Origin of the sequence: Nesterenkonia aurantiaca (assembly GCF_004364585.1) — a bacterium.
Taxonomy (GTDB): Bacteria; Actinomycetota; Actinomycetes; order Actinomycetales; family Micrococcaceae; genus Nesterenkonia; species Nesterenkonia aurantiaca.
On record NZ_SOAN01000007.1, the window covers coordinates 13,503 to 33,778 of the forward strand.

At 67.8% G+C, this 20,276-nt stretch carries 20 protein-coding genes; 18 read left to right on the forward strand and 2 right to left on the reverse strand.

Translation table 11 applies throughout. From position 1 onward, the window contains the following. Positions 1–50 precede the first annotated feature (50 nt). Positions 51–464 carry a globin gene (locus tag EV640_RS09495; protein WP_051501145.1) on the reverse strand — a complete coding sequence of 138 codons (414 nt, stop codon included), beginning with the start codon at positions 462–464 and terminating at the stop codon, positions 51–53. A 326-nt stretch (positions 465–790) separates the two neighbouring features. On the opposite strand from EV640_RS09495, the gene EV640_RS09500 reads away from it, so the two are divergent. The 11 genes from EV640_RS09500 to EV640_RS09545 all read left to right on the forward strand — a co-directional run bounded on the left by EV640_RS09500 (position 791) and on the right by EV640_RS09545 (position 10,799). After that, positions 791–1,276, forward strand: coding sequence for a ribose-5-phosphate isomerase (locus EV640_RS09500; RefSeq protein WP_036475350.1), 486 nt, complete (start codon positions 791–793; stop codon positions 1,274–1,276). 3 nt (positions 1,277–1,279) lie between these two features. Beyond that, the gene (locus EV640_RS09505; RefSeq protein ID WP_036475346.1) at positions 1,280–2,158 is read left to right on the forward strand and encodes an Fpg/Nei family DNA glycosylase; all 879 of its coding nucleotides are present in this window, start codon (positions 1,280–1,282) and stop codon (positions 2,156–2,158) included. Between the two features lie 75 nt (positions 2,159–2,233). After that, positions 2,234–4,303, forward strand: a complete 2,070-nt coding sequence (thrS, locus tag EV640_RS09510) for a threonine--tRNA ligase (RefSeq protein ID WP_051501135.1) — start codon at positions 2,234–2,236, stop codon at positions 4,301–4,303. Further along, positions 4,300–4,851 carry an HIT family protein gene (locus EV640_RS09515; RefSeq protein ID WP_369797207.1) on the forward strand — a complete coding sequence of 184 codons (552 nt, stop codon included), beginning with the start codon at positions 4,300–4,302 and terminating at the stop codon, positions 4,849–4,851. Before thrS ends, EV640_RS09515 begins: the two co-directional genes overlap by 4 nt. Further along, positions 4,852–5,466, forward strand: a complete 615-nt coding sequence (gene pgsA, locus EV640_RS09520; protein ID WP_036475340.1) for a phosphatidylinositol phosphate synthase — start codon at positions 4,852–4,854, stop codon at positions 5,464–5,466. It begins immediately after the preceding gene. Positions 5,467–5,675: 209 nt separating this feature from the next. Then, positions 5,676–6,440: a DUF429 domain-containing protein gene (locus tag EV640_RS09525; protein WP_243832291.1), complete on the forward strand. Its 765-nt coding sequence runs from the start codon at positions 5,676–5,678 to the stop codon at positions 6,438–6,440. Positions 6,441–6,463: 23 nt separating this feature from the next. Beyond that, the gene (locus tag EV640_RS13595; protein ID WP_161634811.1) at positions 6,464–6,604 is read left to right on the forward strand and encodes a hypothetical protein; all 141 of its coding nucleotides are present in this window, start codon (positions 6,464–6,466) and stop codon (positions 6,602–6,604) included. A 180-nt stretch (positions 6,605–6,784) separates the two neighbouring features. Further along, the gene (locus EV640_RS09530) at positions 6,785–7,324 is read left to right on the forward strand and encodes an MFS transporter (protein WP_166645904.1); all 540 of its coding nucleotides are present in this window, start codon (positions 6,785–6,787) and stop codon (positions 7,322–7,324) included. 195 nt (positions 7,325–7,519) lie between these two features. Beyond that, positions 7,520–8,908, forward strand: a complete 1,389-nt coding sequence (locus tag EV640_RS09535; protein WP_036475335.1) for a GntP family permease — start codon at positions 7,520–7,522, stop codon at positions 8,906–8,908. A 13-nt stretch (positions 8,909–8,921) separates the two neighbouring features. After that, positions 8,922–9,716: an SDR family oxidoreductase gene (locus EV640_RS09540; protein ID WP_051501133.1), complete on the forward strand. Its 795-nt coding sequence runs from the start codon at positions 8,922–8,924 to the stop codon at positions 9,714–9,716. A 3-nt stretch (positions 9,717–9,719) separates the two neighbouring features. Further along, positions 9,720–10,799, forward strand: coding sequence for a zinc-binding dehydrogenase (locus EV640_RS09545; RefSeq protein WP_084479543.1), 1,080 nt, complete (start codon positions 9,720–9,722; stop codon positions 10,797–10,799). 352 nt (positions 10,800–11,151) lie between these two features. On the opposite strand, the gene EV640_RS09550 is transcribed toward EV640_RS09545, so the two are convergent. Continuing rightward, positions 11,152–13,374 (reverse strand): M3 family metallopeptidase, encoded by a 2,223-nt coding sequence (locus EV640_RS09550; RefSeq protein WP_166645905.1) that lies wholly within the window; start codon positions 13,372–13,374, stop codon positions 11,152–11,154. Between the two features lie 103 nt (positions 13,375–13,477). Here EV640_RS09550 and EV640_RS09555 point away from each other — a divergent pair, with 103 nt between their 5' ends. The 7 genes from EV640_RS09555 (at position 13,478) to secF (ending at position 20,230) form a co-directional block, all read left to right on the forward strand. Beyond that, entirely contained in the window at positions 13,478–14,236 is a 759-nt protein-coding gene (locus EV640_RS09555; RefSeq protein WP_133726347.1) for a YebC/PmpR family DNA-binding transcriptional regulator, read from the forward strand. Between the two features lie 48 nt (positions 14,237–14,284). Next, positions 14,285–14,986 (forward strand): crossover junction endodeoxyribonuclease RuvC, encoded by a 702-nt coding sequence (gene ruvC, locus EV640_RS09560; RefSeq protein WP_133726348.1) that lies wholly within the window; start codon positions 14,285–14,287, stop codon positions 14,984–14,986. A gap of 80 nt (positions 14,987–15,066) precedes the next feature. Beyond that, positions 15,067–15,672: a Holliday junction branch migration protein RuvA gene (gene ruvA / locus EV640_RS09565; protein WP_036475330.1), complete on the forward strand. Its 606-nt coding sequence runs from the start codon at positions 15,067–15,069 to the stop codon at positions 15,670–15,672. Between the two features lie 38 nt (positions 15,673–15,710). Further along, a complete protein-coding gene (ruvB, locus tag EV640_RS09570) occupies positions 15,711–16,703 on the forward strand; it encodes a Holliday junction branch migration DNA helicase RuvB (protein ID WP_051501143.1) in 993 nt (330 codons plus the stop codon). 77 nt (positions 16,704–16,780) lie between these two features. Beyond that, complete coding sequence (locus EV640_RS09575) at positions 16,781–17,122, forward strand: preprotein translocase subunit YajC (protein WP_036475324.1); 342 nt, start codon at positions 16,781–16,783, stop codon at positions 17,120–17,122. Positions 17,123–17,132: 10 nt separating this feature from the next. Then, the gene (gene secD / locus EV640_RS09580; RefSeq protein WP_133726349.1) at positions 17,133–19,103 is read left to right on the forward strand and encodes a protein translocase subunit SecD; all 1,971 of its coding nucleotides are present in this window, start codon (positions 17,133–17,135) and stop codon (positions 19,101–19,103) included. Beyond that, positions 19,103–20,230: a protein translocase subunit SecF gene (gene secF / locus EV640_RS09585; RefSeq protein ID WP_051501131.1), complete on the forward strand. Its 1,128-nt coding sequence runs from the start codon at positions 19,103–19,105 to the stop codon at positions 20,228–20,230. The genes secD and secF overlap by 1 nt, the downstream gene beginning before the upstream one ends. The last annotated feature ends 46 nt before the right edge of the window (positions 20,231–20,276 follow it).

Genomic DNA, 20,276 nt, shown 5'->3' on the forward strand with positions numbered 1-20,276 from the left:
GGCGCCTGAGCTGAAGACGCTCACCCCGAAGAGGTGTGAGCCTCTCCGGCTCAGCTGTTGACCATCGAGTGCGCGGCGCGCTCCAGGTAGTCCCAGAGGATCTGCTCGTGCAGCGGGGAGAGCTCCGCGGCGTCGACTCCGGCGCGCATGAACCTCAGCCACTTGTCCCGGGCCTGCGCGTCCACGGCGAACGGCATGTGCCGCATCCGGAGCCGGGGGTGCCCGCGCTGCTCCTGGTAGGTGCGCGGTCCGCCCCAGTACTGTTCCAAGAACATCAGCAGGCGCTCCTTGGCAGGTTCCAAGTCCGTCTCGGGGTACATCGCCCGGAAGTCCTCATCCTCGGCCACATGTGCGTAGAAGACCTCGACGATGGTCTCGAAGGTCTTGCGCCCACCGACGGCATCGTAGAAGCTCTGCTGCTCGGCGCCGGAGGGTTCCGGGGCGGGCGGTGCGGGGTTGGCCAGGGCGGCGTCGGAGGGTCCTGAGCTCGGCGGCGCCGCGCGCCCGGGCAGGCCGGAGACCTGGGACGGAGGCTTGCCCACTGGACGCACGGTGGCTATCGGTGCCCCCAGGCGGTTCGAGAACTTCGGAAGCTCGCGGGCGGGCTGGGACTCTTGCTCGGACATGTTCCTCCTCTTGCGCGGTGCAGGGTGCAACGATACTCGCTCGGCCCATGTTCCCGTCGGCAGCGCTGCCCAGCGGCCAGCGCCGGCCCCTCGCCGCGCGACGTAGGATTGACCCGGCCCTCGGGCCACCCGCGCCCTCGTCCCGAAAGGTCTGAGAAGAGATCATGGTAGACAGCATCGAAGTCCACATCGCCACCGATCACGCGGGGATGGAGCTCTCCGCCCACCTGGTGGATCATCTGCGCGGCCTCGGCTACACCCTCATCGACCACGGACCGCAGGAATACGACGCGCTGGATGACTACCCCGCGTTCTGCATCCGCGCCGCCGCGGCGGTGGTGGCCGCCCAGGGTGCGGGCAGGCACGCGCTGGGGATCGTGCTGGGCGGATCCGGCAACGGCGAGCAGATCGCCGCGAACAAGGTCACCGGGGTCCGCGCCGCGCTGGCCTGGAACCACGACACCGCGGTCCTCGCCCGGGAGCACAACGACGCCAACGTCGTCGCACTCGGCGGGCGCCAGCACAGCCTCGCGGAGGCCACCGGGATCGTGGAGGCCTTCCTGGGTGCCGAGTTCAGCGGAGATGAGCGCCACGCCCGCCGGATCGGGAAGATCTCCCACTATGAGCTCACCGGCGAGATCCTCGACTGATCCATGCCTGAAGGCCACACCCTCCACCGGCTCGCCGCGCAGATCAACACGGTCTTCGCCGGTCATCCGTGGCGGGTCAGCTCTCCGCAGGGACGTTTCATCGCCGGCGCGCAGCGTCTGGACGGGCAGGTGCCCCAGCATGCCGAGGCCTGGGGCAAGCACCTGTTCGTGCACCTCGGTCCCGAGGTGTGGCAGGTCCACCTGGGGCTCTACGGCGCGTTCAGCTTCCGCGGCGATGCGGACTTTGCGGCAGAGGCCACGGTCGGTGCCCCGCGCGCCGCGGTGGGGACCCTCGAGCCGCGCTACGCCGAGGACGGCTGGCTCATCCCAGAACCGCCCAAGGGTGCGGTGCGCGCCCGGGTCAGCGCCCGGCACGGGTGGGCGGACCTGCGCGGCCCCACCACCTGCGCGGTGCTGGACCTGACCGAGTACCAGGCTGTCGTGGATCGGCTGGGGCCGGATCCGCTGCGCCAGGGGATCAGCCAGGACGCCCGAGCCGATGCGCAGCTGCGCGAGCTCTTCCTGCACAATCTCAGCCGACGTCGAATCAGCATCGCCGCCGCCCTGATGGACCAGGCGGTCATCGCCGGGGTGGGCAACATCTACCGCGCAGAATCCCTTTTCCTCGAGGGGCTCGACCCGTATACGCCCAGCAACCAGCTGGATCCTGAGCGCGCGGCACCACTGTGGGACCGACTCACCGAGCAGCTGCGCGACGGGGTCGCCGAGGGTCGGATCCGCACCGTGCGCACCGGCGGCTCGCGTCGGCACTGGGTCTATAAGCATCAGGGCACCGCCTGTCCACGCTGCGGGACGGTCATCAAGGCGGCCGAGCTGCAGGGCCGAAGACTCTACTGGTGTCCGGGGTGCCAGCGCGACTGAGCCCCGCTTCAGTTCCGCCGGCGTTCCCGTAGAATCACCTGCGTCCGCAGAACATCCATGAGGAGTACATCCCAAGTGTCCGAAAACGCAGCATCGGAAGCCCCGTCCCAGGCCGCAGCGCCGGCTGAATCCATCAGCATCACCCGCGACGGCGAGACGGCGAGCATCGAGCGCGGCACCACCGGCACCACGCTCTTCGCCGCGGACAAGACCACCGTGGTCATGCGGGTGGACGGCGAGCTCTGGGACCTCTCCCGGGAGATCCCGGCCGGCGCCGCCGTGGAGGCCGTGGACATCGCCAGCCCCGACGGGCTCAACGTCCTGCGCCACTCCACTGCCCACGTGATGGCCCAGGCGGTCCAGCAGCTCTACCCCGAGGCCAAGCTCGGCATCGGCCCCTACATCACCGACGGGTTCTACTTCGACTTCGACGTCGCCGAGCCCTTCACGCCTGAGGATCTCAAGAAGATCGAGAAGGCCATGCAGAAGCTGATCAACCAGACCCAGCAGTTCGAGCGCGAGGTGGTCAGCGAAGATCAGGCCAAGGCCGCGATGGCGGATGAGCCGTACAAGCTCGAGCTGCTCGGCGTCGCCAGCGCTGCCGCCGGCGCAGGCGGTGCCGCTGAGGCCGCCGAGGGCGCCAACATCGAGGTCGGCGGCGGGGAGATCACGATTTACCACAACGTCGATCGTCACGGCGAGCGGATCTGGTCTGATCTGTGCCGCGGCCCGCACCTGCCCAACACCAAGCTGATCGCCAACGCCTACGCCGTGATGCGCTCCGCCGCCGCCTACTGGCGCGGCAAAGAGTCCAACCCGCAGCTGCAGCGCCTCTACGGCACGGCCTGGCCGACCAAGGACGACCTCAAGGCCTATAAGGAGCGGCTCGCCGAGGCCGAGCGTCGCGACCACCGTCGACTGGGCTCCGAGCTGGACCTCTTCAGCTTCCCCGACGAGCTGGGCTCCGGACTGCCGCTGTTCCACCCCAAGGGCGGCATCATCAAGCGCGAGATGGAGGACTACGTCCGGACCCGGCACATCGAGGCCGGCTTCCAGTACGTGGGCACCCCGCACATCTCCAAGGACGGCCTGTTCCACACCTCGGGACACCTGCCCTACTACGCCGACACCATGTTCCCGCCGCTGCACGTGGATGAGGAGCGCGACGCCGAGGGCAACATCACCAAGCAGGGCCAGGACTACCGGCTCAAGGCGATGAACTGCCCGATGCACAACCTGATCTACCGCTCCCGCGGACGCTCCTACCGCGAGCTGCCGATGCGACTCTTCGAGTTCGGCTCGGTCTACCGGTATGAGAAGTCCGGCGTGATCCACGGCCTGACCCGCGTGCGCGGCTTCGCCCAGGATGACTCCCACTCCTATGTCACCAAGGAGCAGGCCCCCGATGAGGTCCGCCACCTGCTTAGCTTCGTGCTCTCGCTGCTGCGCGACTTCGGACTCGATGACTTCTACCTGGAGCTCTCCACCCGGGACGAGGACTCAGAGAAGTTCATCGGCAGCGCCGAGCAGTGGGCGGAGGCCACCAAGGTGCTTGAAGACGTCGCCACCGAGACCGGTCTGGAGCTGGTCGCCGATCCCGGCGGCGCGGCCTACTACGGACCGAAGATCTCCGTGCAGGCCCGCGATGCCATCGGCCGCACCTGGCAGATGTCCACCGTGCAGTACGACTTCAACCAGCCCGAGCGCTTCGGCCTGGAATACCAGGCCGCCGACGGCACCCGCCAGGAGCCCGTGATGATCCACGCCGCGAAGTTCGGCTCGATCGAACGCTTCCTCGGCGTGCTCACCGAACACTATGCAGGTGCGTTCCCGGTCTGGCTCTCCCCGGTCCAGGTCCGCGCGATCCCGGTGGCGGAGCCGTTCAACGACTACCTCACCGAGGTCGTCGCGAAGCTGCAGGCCGCCGGGGTGCGCGCCGAGCTCGAGGACAGCAGCGACCGCTTCCCGAAGAAGATCCGCACGGCCTCGAAGGACAAGATCCCGTTCGTGCTGATCGCCGGGGGCGACGACGTCGACGCCGGTGCGGTCTCCTTCCGGTTCCGCGACGGCAGCCAGGACAACCAGGTGCCGGTGGACGCGGCCGTGGCCCGGATCCTCGCGGCCATCGAATCCAAGGAAGGCTGAGTCGGGTGGGGTCCGGCGACGAGTTCGAACTGGCAGGCGTGCCCGACGCCTTCCAGCGCCTCTGGACCCCACACCGCGCTGCCTACCAGCAGCGCGGCCAGGACCAGGTCAGCGGGTCAAGCGACTGCCCGTTCTGCCAGGGGCCGAAGCGCAGCGACGAGGAGTCGCTGATCGTGCACCGCGGTGAACGCTGCTTCGTGCTGTTGAACCTCTACCCCTACAACCCCGGTCACCTGATGGTCTGCCCCTACCGGCACGTCCCGGACCTCACCGACCTCGACGCCGAGGAAGCCTCGGAGTTCATCACGCTGACCCAGCAGTGCATGCGCGTGCTGCGCGCCACGGCGAACCCGGGAGGGTTCAACCTGGGGGTCAACCAGGGCAAGGTCGGCGGGGCAGGCATCGCGGCGCACCTGCACCAGCACGTGATCCCGCGCTGGAACGGGGACACCAACTTCATGCCGATCATCGCCCAGACGAAGAACCTCTCACAGACGCTGGGCGAGACCCGCGCCCTGGTGGCCGAGGCCTGGGAGGCGAACCGCTAGATGCTCAACCGCTACGCGCGCGCCTTCTTCGGCGGGCTGTTCACCCCGATCGCCAAGGCGCTGCTGGGTATCGGAATGACCCCGAACATGGTCACGGTGATCGGCACGATCGGTGTCTGTCTGGGCGCGCTGGTCTTCTACCCGATGGGAGAGCTGTTCTGGGGCACGGTGTTCATCACCGTCTTCGTCTTCTCGGATCTCGTCGATGGGCTGATGGCCAGGATCAGCGGCCAGGGATCGGTGCTGGGCGGCTTCCTGGACTCCTGCCTGGACCGGGTCCAGGACGGCGCGGTGTTCTTGGGCCTGCTGATCTGGTTCTTCACCGGGGGAGACCACGTCTGGCTCGGGATCGCCTCGGCGTTCTGCCTGCTGGCGGGCAACCTGGTCTCCTATGTGCGGGCCAAGGCCGAGGCGCTGGGCTACACCGCCGACGTCGGGATCGCCGAACGCTCCGAGCGGATGGTGCTGACCCTGGTGTTCACCGGCTTCACGGGCCTGGGCCTGCACTCCTCGGTGCTGCTGGTGGTGCTGACCCTGCTCGGGGTCGCCTCGGTGGTCACCATCGCCCAGCGCTTCCGCACCGTGATCGCCCAGACCGCCGCCGCCACCGACTGACCCGGCGGCGTCTCCGCCCCGCTCCTCCCCGCTGCTCCCCGCAGCTCCGCAGCTCCTTCCGCGCATCTGTCGCATCCCTATGCCATGTCCCATCGTTATTTCCGTCCATAGCCATGGGACATGGCATAGGGATGCGATAAACCGTGGCGGGAGCGCTTCCGAGGGCTCGGCACACGCACCGCCGGGTCCAATTGGGTAGCGTCAGGGTCATGACTGATGTCCCGATGCGCACCGCCGGGGTCGATCTGGCCGCCGAGAGCAAGGGGACAGCCCTGGCCACGATCGAGTGGGGATCCGGAGGCGCCCGACTGGTCCAGCTGAGTCTCGACGTCGAGGACGCGGAGATCACCGAGGCCGCTGCAGGGATCACCAGGATCGGCATCGATTGCGCCTTCGGCTGGCCCGATGAGTTCGTCTCGTTCATCGCCGATCATGCGAACCTCGCAGCCCAGCAGCGCCCGGATGGGCGCATGCAATGGCGCCGGACGTTGGCCTACCGGGAGACCGATCGGTGGATCCGCGAGAAGATCGGACGCTGGCCGTTGAGCGTCTCGACCGACCGGATCGGTCTGACCGCGATGCGCTGCGCGGGTCTTCTCGGCAGACTCGCGGCCAGCGGGCTTCTCGTCGACCGGTCCGGCCGGACCGGCGTCGTCGTAGAGGTCTACCCCGGGGCCACGCTCAGAACCTGGGAGTGGGAGGTTCGCGGATACCGGGCGGACCCGCAGGTGCGCCGGGCACTGGTGCAGCGGATGCAGCGCGACGCACCCTGGTTGGCTCTGGGCCCGCACGCGCAGCTCATGGTGGAGTCCACCGATGCCTTCGACGCCGTGGTGGCGGCCCTTGCCGCGCGCGCCGCTGCACTGGGTCGGTATGACCCTCCGCCTGCCGAACACCAGGCGCGAGCCGAGCGCGAGGGCTGGATCGTGCTGCCATCCTGTTCGCTCGCAGACCTGCGTCCCGCTCAGACATGAAGCTGCGAGGTAACTCAGCCTTCATGCGGTTCTGGTTTGCCTCCACCGTCTCGGACTTCGGCACGTACATCACCACGGTGGCCCTCTCGGTTCTGGTCCTGGTGTCTCTGAGCGGCACCGCGTTCGATCAAGGGCTGGTCAACGCGGCACGCTGGGCGCCCTAGCTGCTGCTATGACTGTTGGCGTGCTGGGACTCCTCGACGTGGCAACCGTGATGGTGTTGATCTTTTGCTTCGGGACCCTGGCCTTGATGAGCGACGCGACCTCCCAGTCCTTCCTGCCGCAGCTCGGCTCGCGGCCTCTGCTCACATGCGCCCAACGCCCGGCTGCAGCAGAGCGACACCGTGGCCCAGACCACGGGAAGCGCCGTGGCAGGCGGCCTGGTCGCCCTGGTCACGGCCCCCTTCGCGCTGCTGCTCGGCGCGATCACCCACTTCATCTCCGCGACGGTCCTGCTCACACTCAAGCATGTCGCCGCCGAGACGCCGCTCGCGCACACTCCGGAACCGCTTCGCCGGAAGGTGCGTGAAGGTCTGCGCTGGATCTACCGGCACCCTCGGTTCGAACCCTTGGCCTGGTCCAGCCACGCCTGGTTCATCGGCTCAGCGATGATGGGCGCCGTCCTGCCGGTTCTGGTCCTCAACGATCTGGGACTCGGAGCGCTCGGACTCGGCCTGGTGCTCACCGTCGCTGGCATCGGCTCGGTCATCGGCACGGTCATCGGCACGGTGCTCTCGGTCTGGATCGGCCAACGGTGGGGGACTGGCCTGACCATGGTGATCGCCCGGTTCGTCCAGCCGCCAGTCCTGGCGCTGGTCATCTCGGGATTCCGCGACGCGACGGTCGAGGAGGACCAACTCACCGACGACGAGGCCCTTGCCTGAGAGACCGACACCGCGGGCACTCGGAGCCCAGAAACACACAGGTACTACCTTTTCTTGCCAAAAGTACTACCTGTCTGCCACCATGTGACAGGAAACACAGGTGGGCGGCTCTTCGCAGTCATCACAAGGCTCCGACGCCGCCTCACAACATCCCTCGCACCTGCGAAATATTCTTACTCTGCAACGGAGATACCCATGGAAGATTGGACTCAGACTCTGGGCACAGGCCCCTTGTTGTCCATCGCGGTCGGCGCCGTCGCGCTGATTCTGATATTGATCATTCGATTCAAGGTCCACGCGTTCATCACCTTGATCGTGGTCTCGACCCTCACCGCCGTCGTCGCCGGTGTTCCGCTGTCAGCGCTTTCCGAGACGTTGACTGACGGATTCGGCGCCACGCTGGCCAGTGTCGCGATCCTCGTCGCACTGGGCGCGATGCTGGGGCGCCTGGTGGAACACTCCGGGGGAGCCAAAGCTCTCGCGGAAGCACTGATCTCGAGGTTCGGGGAACGTCGAGCTCCCTTCGCCCTTGGCATAGCGTCTCTGATCCTGGGCTTCCCGATGTTCTTCGACGCCGGCCTGGTCATGATGCTGCCGATCGTCTTTGCCGTCGCACGTCGAGTGACAGGCAAGAGCGTGCTGCTCTTCGGATTGCCCACCGCTGCAGCGTTCTCGGTCATGCATGTCTTCCTGCCGCCGCACCCAGGGCCAGTGGCCGCGTCCGAACTCTACGAGGCCAACCTCGGCATCGTTCTGCTCGTCGGCCTGGTGATCGCCTACCCCCTCTGGTACCTCGCCGGATACCTCTGGGGCATGTTCGTTGGTCAGCGCCTGATGATTCCCGTCCCGGCGATCTTCGGTGAGGTCGACGAGGACCAGCCGAGCAACCCGCCCCGCGTCAGGACCATCGTCTTCCTGCTTCTGCTGCCGATGACGCTCATACTCTTCAACACGGGTCTGAACAGCCTGACCTCGGTCGGAGTCTTCGATGGGGACAGCACCTGGGTTCAGGCGCTGTCGTTCCTCGGGACCACCATGATGGCGCTGCTGATCACGGTGATCGTGGCGACCATCGTGCTGGGGTACCGTCGCGGTGAATCCGGCACAGCCGTGGAGAAGCTCCTCGACTCGGCTCTGGGCCCGGTCTGCTCGGTCATCCTCATCACCGGCGCCGGTGGCATGTTCGGCGGTGTGCTGCGCGCCTCCGGCATCGGCGACGCCCTTGCGGACTCACTCAGCGATCTCGGGCTGCCCGTCATCGTCGCGGCGTACCTGATCGCCGTCGCGATCCGGCTCGCCCAGGGCTCCGCCACCGTCGCGCTGGTCACAGCCGCCGGTCTGGCAGCCCCGGCCGTGCTGGCGGGAGACTTCAACTCCTTCCAGGTGGCCTCGATCGTGCTGGCAACCGCCGCTGGATCGGTATTCGCCGGTCACGTCAACGACTCCGGGTTCTGGCTGGTCGGACGGCTCATGGGGATGAACGTCAAGGAGACGCTGAAGACCTGGACGGTCCAGCAGGCACTGCAGTCGGTGCTGGGCTTCGTCATGGTCGTCGTCGTCTACCTCGCAGCCTCGCTCCTCTGAAAGGAACTACGCAGTGACACACAGAAGCACCGAGAGCGCAGCGCAGGGGCTCTTCGACATCACCGGTCAGAGCGCGCTCGTCACAGGCTCCTCACGAGGACTTGGCCGACAGCTGGCCTTGGCCCTGGCGGGAGCAGGCGCGGAGGTCACGCTCCACGGTCGCGACGCCACGGCACTGGAAGATGCTCGTGCGGAGGTGGAGTCCGTCTCCGGCCGGCCGGCTCACAGCGTCAGCTTCGATGTGACGGATTCGGATCAGGTTCGTGCCTCCTTGGACCGGCTCGTCGAGGAACGCGGCACCCCGGACATTCTGGTGAACAACGCAGGGCTGCAGCGCAGGGGGCCCTTCCAGGAGTTCGCCACACAAGACTGGGATGACATCGTCTCGTCCAACCTCAGCAGCGTCTTCTATGTGTCGCGGGCGCTGGTCCCTGGAATGATTCAGCGCGGTTCCGGAAAGATCATCAACATCGGTTCCGTCCAATCCATGTTGGCCCGGGAGACGATTGCGCCGTATTCGGCCACAAAAGGTGCCGTAGCCCAGCTGACCAAGGGTATGGCCGCCGACATGGCTCGCCACGGAATCCAGGTCAACACCATTTCCCCGGGCTACTTCGCCACCGACATGAATCGGGCTCTGGTGGCAGATGAGGACTTCAACACCTGGGTGTGTCAACGCACACCGGCCGGACGCTGGGGTTCCTTGGATGAGCTCGCCGGTGCCCTCCTGTTCTTCAGCTCCCCGGCTTCCAGCTTCGTCTCCGGACAGAACCTGTTCGTCGACGGTGGCATGACTTCGGTGGTGTGACGCATGACGACATTGAATGACTACCCCGGCATCGCGCACAGTTCGAATCACGCACTGGTGATCCAAGGTCCGAGGAGCTGCCGCTGGGAGACGGTCCCGATGCCTGAGCTTCACGAGCAGCAGGTACTGATCCGCGTCGACTACGTCGGGATCTGTGGCTCTGACCTGCATTACTACCGCGATGGAGCCAACGGGGACTTCCGAATCCGCGAGCCCCTGATCCCGGGACACGAGATGTCGGGGGCAGTCGCCTTCGACCCCTCGGGCGGACTCGCCGTGGGTACGCCCGTGACGGTCCACCCGGCGCGGTGGGGCAGACCGACGGAGGGCTTGGAGAAGGCCCCTCACCTGCGGCCCGGTGGATCCTACCTCGGCAGCGCCTCCACCTGGCCGCATACTCAGGGAGCCTTGGCTGAGTTCATCGCCGTGGACCGCGCCATGGTTCGTGCCCTTCCCACTGAGCTCCCCATCCGTCGCGCGGTGCTCGCGGAGCCACTCGCCGTGGCGCTTCACGCCATCGAGCAGGCCCGCTCGGTGGGCGCCGTGGTGGAATCTGCGCGGATCCTCGTCTCTGGAGTCGGCCCGATCGGTCTGCTGACCGTTGCGGCGCTTCATGCCGCGGGCGCTGCGCACATCACCGTGACAGATGTGGTGCCAGAGGCGTTGGAACGTGCGGCGGAGCAAGGCGCAGCCGTCTGCCTCGATGTGTCCAAGCGCAGCGTTCCTGAGAACAGCTTCGACGTGGTCTTCGAGTGCTCTGGTGTGGAGGCCGCCATCGACGCCTCGGTCTCCCGGGCTCTGCGGCCCGGGGGCGTCCACGTCCAAGTAGGCATGGTCTCGCCGGACTCACGGCCCGTGGGACTCTCCCGCGTCATCTCGGGCGAGATACGACTCGTCGGTGCGTTCCGCTTCATCGATGAGATTGATGCAGCGATCCGGCTCCTGGAGTCACGTCCAGAGATCGAGAAGGTCATCACCCATGAGCTGGATCCAGAGGACCCCGCGACCTTGTTCGACACGGCCTCGAATCCACGTCTCTCGGGGAAGGTGATCGTCGCGCTGCCAACTGCCGCGGCATCCTGAACGCGAGCCTCGAGAGCGAATGGGGTACCAGGAAGAGGCCATGACTCGGGCCGCGCGCGACGTCGGTCCGAGTCATGGTCTGCCTCTGGAGGCCCATGACGGTGCACCGGGTCTGGAAAGAGCCACCGTCGTGTCTGCTGGAGGCCGACGGCCGACGCTGATGCCTGGGTGCGAAGAGACGGGTATTGATGCAGGCGGCAGCGGCGTCTGGTCGTGACGCCTCCTCGGTTCACGGCGCGCTCCCAGGTGTGCGCCGTCATCCTGGATGGCGCCGCCAGGGGAGTGTCACCCCGTCGGCCACGAGGCCGCCATGACTCCTCAGCAGCCAGGACTCCGAGGGGCGATCTCCCGCCTAGAGCCCCAGCTGGCGCAGCAGGGGTTCCATGTGCGGCTCCCGGCCGAAGCTGATCCGGTAGGACTCCAGGGGATCCCGGGTGTTCCCGCGGGCCAGCAGCTCGCGGCGCACCTGGGAGCCCGCCGCGGCCAGGGCACGGTCCTGCTGCTCGGAGTCATCGAGTGCACCCAGCTGCTCCCGGTACCACTGCGAGGCGTCGGCGGCGAGCACCTGGGCCCACAGGTAGGAGTAGTACCCGGCGGCGTACCCGGATCCGGCGAAGATGTGCTTGAAGAAGCCGGTTCCATACCGCGGCGGCACCAACGGGTGATCCAGGCCCCAGGCGGTGAGCGCGGCGGCGGAGAACGCGTCGGGATCCTCCGCGGCGGCCTCGGCCTCCTCGACGGAGAGGGTGTGCCAGGCCAGGTCCAGGACGACGGCGGCGATGTGTTCGAAGGTGCTGAATCCCTTGCCCCAGAGGTCCTCCGCCGCCGGCGCCTGCCCTGCTTCGGCGAGGCCACCGGTGAACAGCTCCTGGAAGATCTCGTTGACCTGGGACGGGAACTCGACGTTGTCCCGAGGCACCGCAGTGCCGGAGAGCTCCTCGAACTCGGCCTCGGCCAGCAGGCCATGCAGGGCATGACCGAACTCGTGGAAGAGCGTGCGCATCGCCGAGGGCGTCAACGCCGGCTCTTCTCCGGGGGCCGGGGCGGTGATGTTCAACGCGTTGATCACCACCGGTGAGGATCCGGTCAACGTGGAGGCCACCGAGAAGGAGTTCATCCACGCCCCGCCGGACTTGCTCGGCCGGGCGAAGAGGTCGAGCAGGAACAGGCCGATGCCCGCACCGGGCCGCTGTTCTGCGGAGGCCTCGAAGACCTCGAAGCTGCGAGCTCCGGGAGCGAAACCGGGCAGGTCATCACGTTCGACCACCGTGATCCCGTAGAGCCGGGACGCCGCGGCGAAGACCTGCCTCAGGGCCTCCTCAAGGGGCACGTCCTGCCCCTTGGCCGCTGCTGCCGACTGGTCCGCTCCTGCCGACTGGTCCGCTCCTGCCGACTGCTCCGCTCCTGCCGACTGCTCCGAGCCGGAGGCCGCATCAGAGGACCGCTGCTTCGCCACGGTCGCGAAGCCGAAGCTGATGTCCCAGGGGTCGAGCTCTGCGGTGCTGCTCGAGTGCGCGGGGTCCGACGCGCTTCCCGCGAGGACCCCGGTCTCGCGCAGGGTCTGGATCTCGGCCTCGAGCCGGGCCGAGGCGCCGTCGGCGATGGTGCGCAGCATCGTCTCGATGCTGGTGCGGTCCTCGGCTGTGCGCGAAGGCAGCACGCTGTCCAGGTGATGCTCGAAGCCCAGCATCCGTGCGCGCCGGGCGCGCAGCAGAGCGATCTGCGCTCCGATGGCACTGGTGGTCCTGCCCTCGTCATCGGTCAGGGTGCCGCGCGCCGTGGAGGCCTGGTGCAGCCGACGCCGGGAGTCGCGAAGGGTCATCCGCTCCAGCGGGCCCTGCTGGACGGGCAGATTCAGGGGCAGCAGCGCTCCGCTGACGTGACCGGCTTCCCGGGCCGCCGCCTCCGCAGCGGCCAGCTCCTGCTCGCCGAGTCCGGCCAGCTCCGAGAGTTCGGTGAAGTGGACCGCGTGGGCGGCCGCCTCCTGCCGCTGAAGCTGCTCATAGGCGGTCTCGGCGGCGGTGAGCTCGAGGTTGATCGCGCGCAGCTGCTGCTGGGTGGCCTCCACGAGTCCTGCCCCGGCGGCGCGGGCTGCGTCCAGCGTCTTCTGCAGCATCCGCAGCTGCTCCGGGGTGGCGCTGGCCTGACCCTGCGCCAGCGCGGTCTCCAACGCAGCGAGCCGGCGGAAGAGCCCTGGGTGCAGGGTGAGCCAATCCCGGTGCCCGGCCAGTTCTTGGGCCAGCTCCTGCTGGACCTGCTGCCGCTCGGGAGTGGCGTGCACCGAGGACATGCAGGAGAACGCCCGCTCCACCCGGGAGAGCAGTCGGTGGGAGAGTCCCAGCGGGTGCAGCACGGTGGCGACGCTCGCGGGGGAGTCATCGGCGGCGATCGCCTCTACCGCTTCGCGCTGCGCGGTGATCCCGGCGTGCAGCGCGGGGAGCCAGTGCTGATCTTCGATGCGGGAGAGGTCAACCAGCCCATAGTCCAGGGTGCCGTCTGCGAGCAGGGGATTCCAGGTGGGCGGCTGGTGCGTCGTCGGGCGCGCTGTGGCGCCTGGGCGCTCGGTGTGCTCCATGAGACTCAAGGTCCTCTCCGATAGGCTGGTGGCAACACTATAGGACCGTTGCTTGATGCAACTGTTGATTGTGATCATCCGGACGTCATTCACGAGGAGAACCATGGCCGGCCATTCCAAATGGGCCAACACCAAGCACCGCAAGGCTGCTGTGGATGCCAAGCGCGCCAAGCTCAACGGGCGCTACATCAAACAGATCGAGGTGGCCGCGCGCAACGGGGGCCCCGACCTCGCCGGCAACCCCGGGCTTGAGCTCGCCGTCTCCAAGGCGAAGAAGAACTCCGTGCCCAACGACAACATCGACCGCGCGATCAAGCGAGGCGCCGGACTCTCGGGCGACAGCGTGGAGTATGAGGAGATCACCTATGAGGTGCGCGGCCCGCAGGGCTCGGCGCTTCTGGTGGAGTGCCTCACCGATAACCGCAACCGCGCCGCCTCGGAGGTCCGCATCGCGGTGACCCGATCCGGCGGCACCGTCGCGGACCCCGGCTCGGTGGCCTATATGTTCCAGCGCAAGGCCGTGGTGCAGCTGCCCAAGGCCGAGCTGAGTGAGGACGATGTGCTGGCCGCCGTGCTGGAGGCCGGGGTCGAGGACCTCATCGAACACGATGCCAGCTTCGAGATCCGCGCCGAGCCGCAGGACCTGCACGCGGTGCTCAAGGGTCTGGAGGAAGCCGGCCTGAGCTGGGACAGCGACGAGGTGGAGTTCGTCTCCGATGTCACCGTGGACCTCGACGTGGACGCCGCCAAGAAGTTCTTCAAGCTGCACGACGCCCTGGAGGACCTCGACGACGTGCAGAACGTGCACACCAACGCCGACCTCAGCGCCGAGACGCTGGCAGCCCTCGAGGCCGAGGACTGAGGCAGGCGCAGCCCCGATGCCGCAGCACACGATGAGCTCGGTGCCGCAGTGAGCCCGGCGGGAGTCGTCTCCGGCACCGCCGGGACCTCGCGGACCGCACAGCGGATCTTGGGAGTCGATCCCGGGCTGACCCGCTGCGGCTTCGCCGTGGTGGAGATGAACCTCAATCGCACGGGGGAGTCCCTGCACGTGGAGGTCACCGGGACCAAGGCGGCGCAGGACCTGGCCGAGAGGATCCTTAGCATTCAGCGCGCCGCTGAGGCGCTGCTGGATCGATTCGCCCCGGACGTGCTGGCCATCGAACGGGTCTTCGCGCAGAACAATGCGCCTACGGTGGTGGCCACCGCCCAGGCCTCAGGGGTGATCATCGCGGCCGCGGCCGCCCGGGGCATCCCGGTGGCCTGGCACACCCCCTCGGAGGTCAAGGCCGCGGTCACCGACGACGGCAACGCCGATAAGCAGGCCGTGGCCCGGATGGTGCAGCGGATCCTGAAGCTCCCCGGCCTGCCGACTCCGGTGGACGCCACGGATGCCTACGCGGTGGCGATCTGCCATGGCTGGCGCTCCGGGATCGGTGCGCGGTTCAACATGTCGGGATCCACCCAGACCCACCAGGGCGCCACGACCGGGCTGCAGCGGGCTCAGCAGGCGGCAGGCTCCACACCCGGTGGATCGAAACGAGCGGCCTCCGGGGCCGGGCTGACCCCCGCGCAGCGCGCCTGGATGGAAGCCGCCAAGCGGGCGCGCTAGAGTGTTCGAATACATGTTCTAATGGCTCCGGGGCATCCCTGGTCCGTGACCAGTCGCCAGCGGCGACGGTGAGGTGAGAAATGATCTCTTCCATCCGTGGCGACGTGCTCCACGTCGGCATCGACCACGCGGTGGTCGAGGTCTCCGGCTTCGGGCTGCACGTCTCCGCCACCCCGAAGACCCTGGCGGATCTGCACCGCGGCAGCGAGGCGCGGCTGCACACCAGCTTCGTGCCGCGCCAGGACGATGCGCCGCTGCTCTTCGGCTTCTCCGAGCTCTCCGAACGGGTCATCTTCACCACCCTGGTCTCGATCTCCGGGATCGGGCCCAAGATGGCGCTGGCCGTGCTCGCGGTGCACACGCCGCACGAGGTCCATCAGGCCATCGCCGAGTCCGACACCGACGCGTTCACCCGGGTCCCGGGCATCGGGAAGAAGACCGCGCAACGGATCCTGCTGGAACTCGCCGGCAAACTGGTGATCGATCCGCCGGCGCCGACCGCCGCCGCCCCGGCTGAGCCCGAGGTCGCCGTGCAGGTCCGCGAGGCCCTGGTCTCTCTGGGCTGGACCGAGAAGGACGCCCGCACCGCCGTGGAGAAGCTGCTGGCCGCCCAGCCGGAGCTGATCACCGCCGATGTCTCCACCGTGCTGCGCCAGGCGCTGCGCAGCCTCGGAGGTGCCAGGTGAACGCAGAGGCTCCCCGCGAGCTGGTGGGCGGGAACTCGATGACCGAGGAGCGTGCCATGGAGGCGGCGCTGCGACCGAAGGCGCTGCGCGACTTCGTCGGGCAGCAGACGGTCCGCCGTCAGCTCTCCCTGGTGCTGGAGTCCTCCCGGATCCGTGGCACCGCCTCGGACCATGTGCTGCTCTCCGGGCCTCCCGGGCTGGGCAAGACCACGCTGGCGATGATCATCGCCGCCGAGATGAACGCCCCGCTGCGGATCAGCTCCGGGCCTGCGATCCAGCATGCCGGGGACCTCGCGGCGATCCTGTCCTCGCTGACCGAGGGCGAGGTGCTCTTCGTCGATGAGATCCACCGGATGTCCCGGCCCGCGGAGGAGCTGCTCTACATGGCGATGGAGGACTTCCGGGTCGATGTGATCGTGGGCAAGGGTGCCGGTGCGACGTCGATCCCCCTGGAGCTGCCGCCCTTCACCCTGGTGGGGGCGACCACCCGCGCGGGCCTGCTGCCCGGGCCGCTGCGCGATCGGTTCGGCTTCACCGCTCAGCTGGAGTTCTACAGCACCGACGAGCTGGAGCTGGTGCTGCGCCGCTCCTCGGCGATGCTGGACATGGACGTCGCCGGCCAGGGCTTCGCGGAGATCGCCGCGCGCTCCCGGGGCACCCCGCGGATCGCCAACCGGCTGCTGCGCCGGGTCCGGGACTGGGCGCTGGTCCATCGGGTGCCGCAGGTGGACCGGGCGACCGCCTCCGAGGCACTGGAGATGTACGAGGTCGACGAGCGCGGCCTGGACCGGCTGGACCGCTCGGTGCTCGAGGCCCTGTGCCTGAAGTTCAACGGCGGCCCGGTCGGACTCTCCACGCTGGCCGTGCTGGTGGGGGAGGAGACCGAGACCGTGGAGACGGTCGCCGAGCCGTACCTGGTCCGAGAGGGGCTGCTCGCCCGGACCCCGCGCGGGCGCGTCGCCACTGACCAGGCCTGGCGGCACCTGGGGCTGACTCCGCCGGAGCGTCACCCTGATAGTCTGTCGGGTTGAATGCCCGGCCAGCTTCTACGGGGTGAAGATCCGCCCGCTGGCCCCGAACATCCCGCGACGAGAGATTGGCCCGATCTGTGAACGCTTCGCTCTACCACGCCCAGCTTCTAGCCACTGAGGGCGGTGGGACCGGTCCCGCGCTGGACCCGTTCCTGCTGATCATGATCGCGATCCTGGTGATCTTCATGGTGCTGACCTTCCGCCGCGGCAAGAAGATGCGCGATGAGCAGACCAAGGCCCGCGGCGGCGCCGTGGTCGGCGCCCAGGTGGTCACCGCAGGCGGCATGGTCGGCACCGTGGTGTCCCGTGATGAGGAGGCCCAGCGGCTGACCCTGGAGTTCAGCTCCGGGGACCGCGTGGACTTCCTGATCGGCGCCATCCAGCAGGTGGTTGAACCCGCCGCCACCACCGAGGACTGATCCGCCTCCTATGGCTCCACGCACCCCCGTCGCGAGTGCCCGCGGCGCCCTGATCGGTCTGCTCGTGCTGCTCCTCGGCATGGGCGGACTTCTCGCGTTCGCCGTCCAGGACGGCCGCGCCCAGTGGGCGCCGCTGCTCGCCCTGGACCTCGAAGGCGGCACCCAGATGGTCCTCTCGCCCCAGGTCGAGGGTGACGCACAGATCGACGCCGAGCAGCTGGACCAGGCGGTGGAGATCATCCGCCAGCGCGTCGACGGCTCCGGCGTCACCGAATCGGAGATCGCCACCCAGGGTGCGGAGAATGTCGTCGTGGGCATGCCCGGCGTGCCCGATGAAGAGACCCGAGAACTGATCCAGGCCTCGGCGAACATGGAGTTCCGCCCGGTCATCCAGGTGGAGCAGGACCTGGACTTCCTGCAGCAGACGCTGCTCGAGGACGAGGACCTCTCCGAGGAGGAGGCCGAGGCTCTCGAGGAGGAGCTCGCGGCCACCGAGGAGGACGAAGACGAGGCCCCGGCGGCCCAGCCCGAGGACTTCGAGGAGCCCACGGCAGAGCCGGAGAACGGCTCAGACCCGAACTGGATCACCCCTGAGGTGGCCGCGGACTTTGCGAACTTCACCTGCAGCACCGAGATCAGCCTTGAAGAGCGCGCCGAGGCCTCCGACGAGGAGCCGCTGAGCGCATGTGACCCCAACTCTGGGGTCAAGTACCTGCTGGGACCCGTGGAGGTCCCCGGTACCAACATCGCAGACTCCAGCTTCGGCATGGAGCAGTCTCCCAGTGGGCAGTCCACCGGACGCTGGGCGGTGACCATCAACTTCGACGCCGAGGGCACCGAGGCGTTCCGCGACACCACCACCCGCCTGGTCAACCTGGAGGCCCCGCGCAACCAGTTCGCCATCATGCTCGACGGCCAGGTCATCTCGGCACCGACCACGCAGGCAGCGATCGTGGACGGGCGCCCACAGATCACCGGTGACTTCACAGAAGATGAGGCCCGCGGGCTCTCCGAGCAGCTGCGCTATGGCTCGCTGCCGATCAGCTTCGAGATCGAGTCCGAGCAGCAGATCTCCGCCACCCTGGGCGAGGAGCAGCTGCGGCTCGGACTGATCGCCGGCATCATCGGCCTGGTCCTGGTCGCCGGCTACGCGATGTTCCAATACCGCTCCCTGGGCCTGGTCACCATCGCCTCGCTGGTGGTCGCCGGTGTGATGACCTGGTGGGCCATCGCCCTCCTGGGCTGGAGCGACGGCTACCGGCTGTCCCTCGCCGGCATCGCCGGACTGATCGTCTCGATCGGTCTCACCGCGGACTCCTTCATCGTCTACTTCGAACGCGTCAAGGACGAGCTGCGCGAGGGCAGATCCCTGCCCGGGGCAGTCGAAGCCGGCTGGGCCCGTGCCCGACGGACCATCCTCGCGTCCAAGGCCGTGAACATCATCGCCTCTGTGGTGCTCTACCTCGTCGCCGTGGGCAATGTGCGCGGATTCGCGTTCACCCTGGGCCTGACCGCCATCATCGACATCATCCTGGTGTTCCTCTTCACCCACCCGTTGATGCAGCTGATCGCCCGACGGAAGTTCTTCGCCGCCGGCAAGCCCTTCTCCGGGCTCTCCGAGAAGGAGCTCGGCGTCGATGTGCTCTACCGCGGCCGCGGCCGGTTCGCGCGCAGGACTGTGGTCGCCGAAGGACCGGCGGGGCCGATGACGCCGAGCGATTCCACCGCAGATCCGGGCGGGGCCTCTCGGCCGCCGAGCAGTGCGCTGCCACGCTCGGCGGTAACTCCCGACGACGCGCGGGAGGCCCGGATACAGGAGCTCCCCGAGATCTCAGATCTCGAATGGAGCCAGATGACGATCGCCGAACGGCGCCGCACGCGGGCCGCAGCGGCCCGTCAGCGCAGCTCCGAGCACGCACCGCATGACGCAGTGGCCTCGGAACAGCGCCTGAGAACTAGTGAGACCGAGGAGGACCGCTGATGGCTGCAGGATTCGCCAAGACCGGCAACCAGCTCTACACCGGTGAACGGTCTTACCCGTTCATCCAGCGATCCAACCTCTGGTTCCTGATCGCCGGGATCCTGGTGCTCGCCTCGATCGCCCTGCCGTTCTTCCGCGGCGGCTTCAACCTCGGGATCGAGTTCACCGGCGGCTCGGAGTTCACGGTCTCGCAGACCGAGAACACCGACATCGCGGTCGGTGAAGACGCCGTGTCCGAGATCTCCGGCCAGGAGGCCGTGGTCACCAACGTCGCGCCCAACACGGTGCGCGTGCAGACCGCAGAGCTCAGCGACACCGAGACCCTGGAGGTCGCCGACGCGCTCCAGCAGGGCTACGGCGTGACCGGGGAACAGGTCAGCTCCACCTTCATCGGCCCGGTCTGGGGCGAGCAGATCTCGCAACAGATGCTGCTCGGCCTGGTGATCTTCGTGGTGCTCGTGGCGCTGTATATGGCGTTCTACTTCCGCACCTGGACCATGTCCCTTGCGGCGATGCTCGGGCTGGGCTTCGTGGTGATCACCACGGTCGGCATCTACTCGCTCACCGGATTCGAGGTGACCCCCAGTGCGATCATCGGATTCCTCACGATCCTCTCCTATGCGCTCTACGACACCATGGTGGTCTTCGACAAGATCCGCGAGAACCTGGAGCCGCTGAAGGACCAGAAGGACCAGACGTTCACCGAACGGGTCAACCTGGCGGTGAACCAGACCCTGGTCCGTTCGCTGAACACCTCGGTGGTGGGCATTCTGCCGGTGGGCTCGATCCTGTTCATCGGCTCTCTGCTGCTCGGCGCCGGCACGCTGCGCGACATCTCGCTCTCGCTCTTCGTGGGCATCATCGTGGGCACACTGGCCACGATCTTCATCCAGGCCCCGCTCTACGCGCGGATGCGCCGCAACGACGGGGAGATCAAGGCTCACACCCAAGAGGTCCTTCGGCTGCGAGAGCTCCGTGGGGTGCACGCGGTCACCTACTCCGGAACTGCGCTGGATGAATCCGGACGACCGGTGAAGTTCCCGCCGCTTCCAGAGCCGGAGCCGGAGGAGGAGCTGGAAGCCGAAGACGAGTACCAGGTCATCATTCAGACCCCGCACGAGCACTGAGTCTCAGCAGCTGCTGAAATGGGGCTAGAATTGCCGACACGCCGTC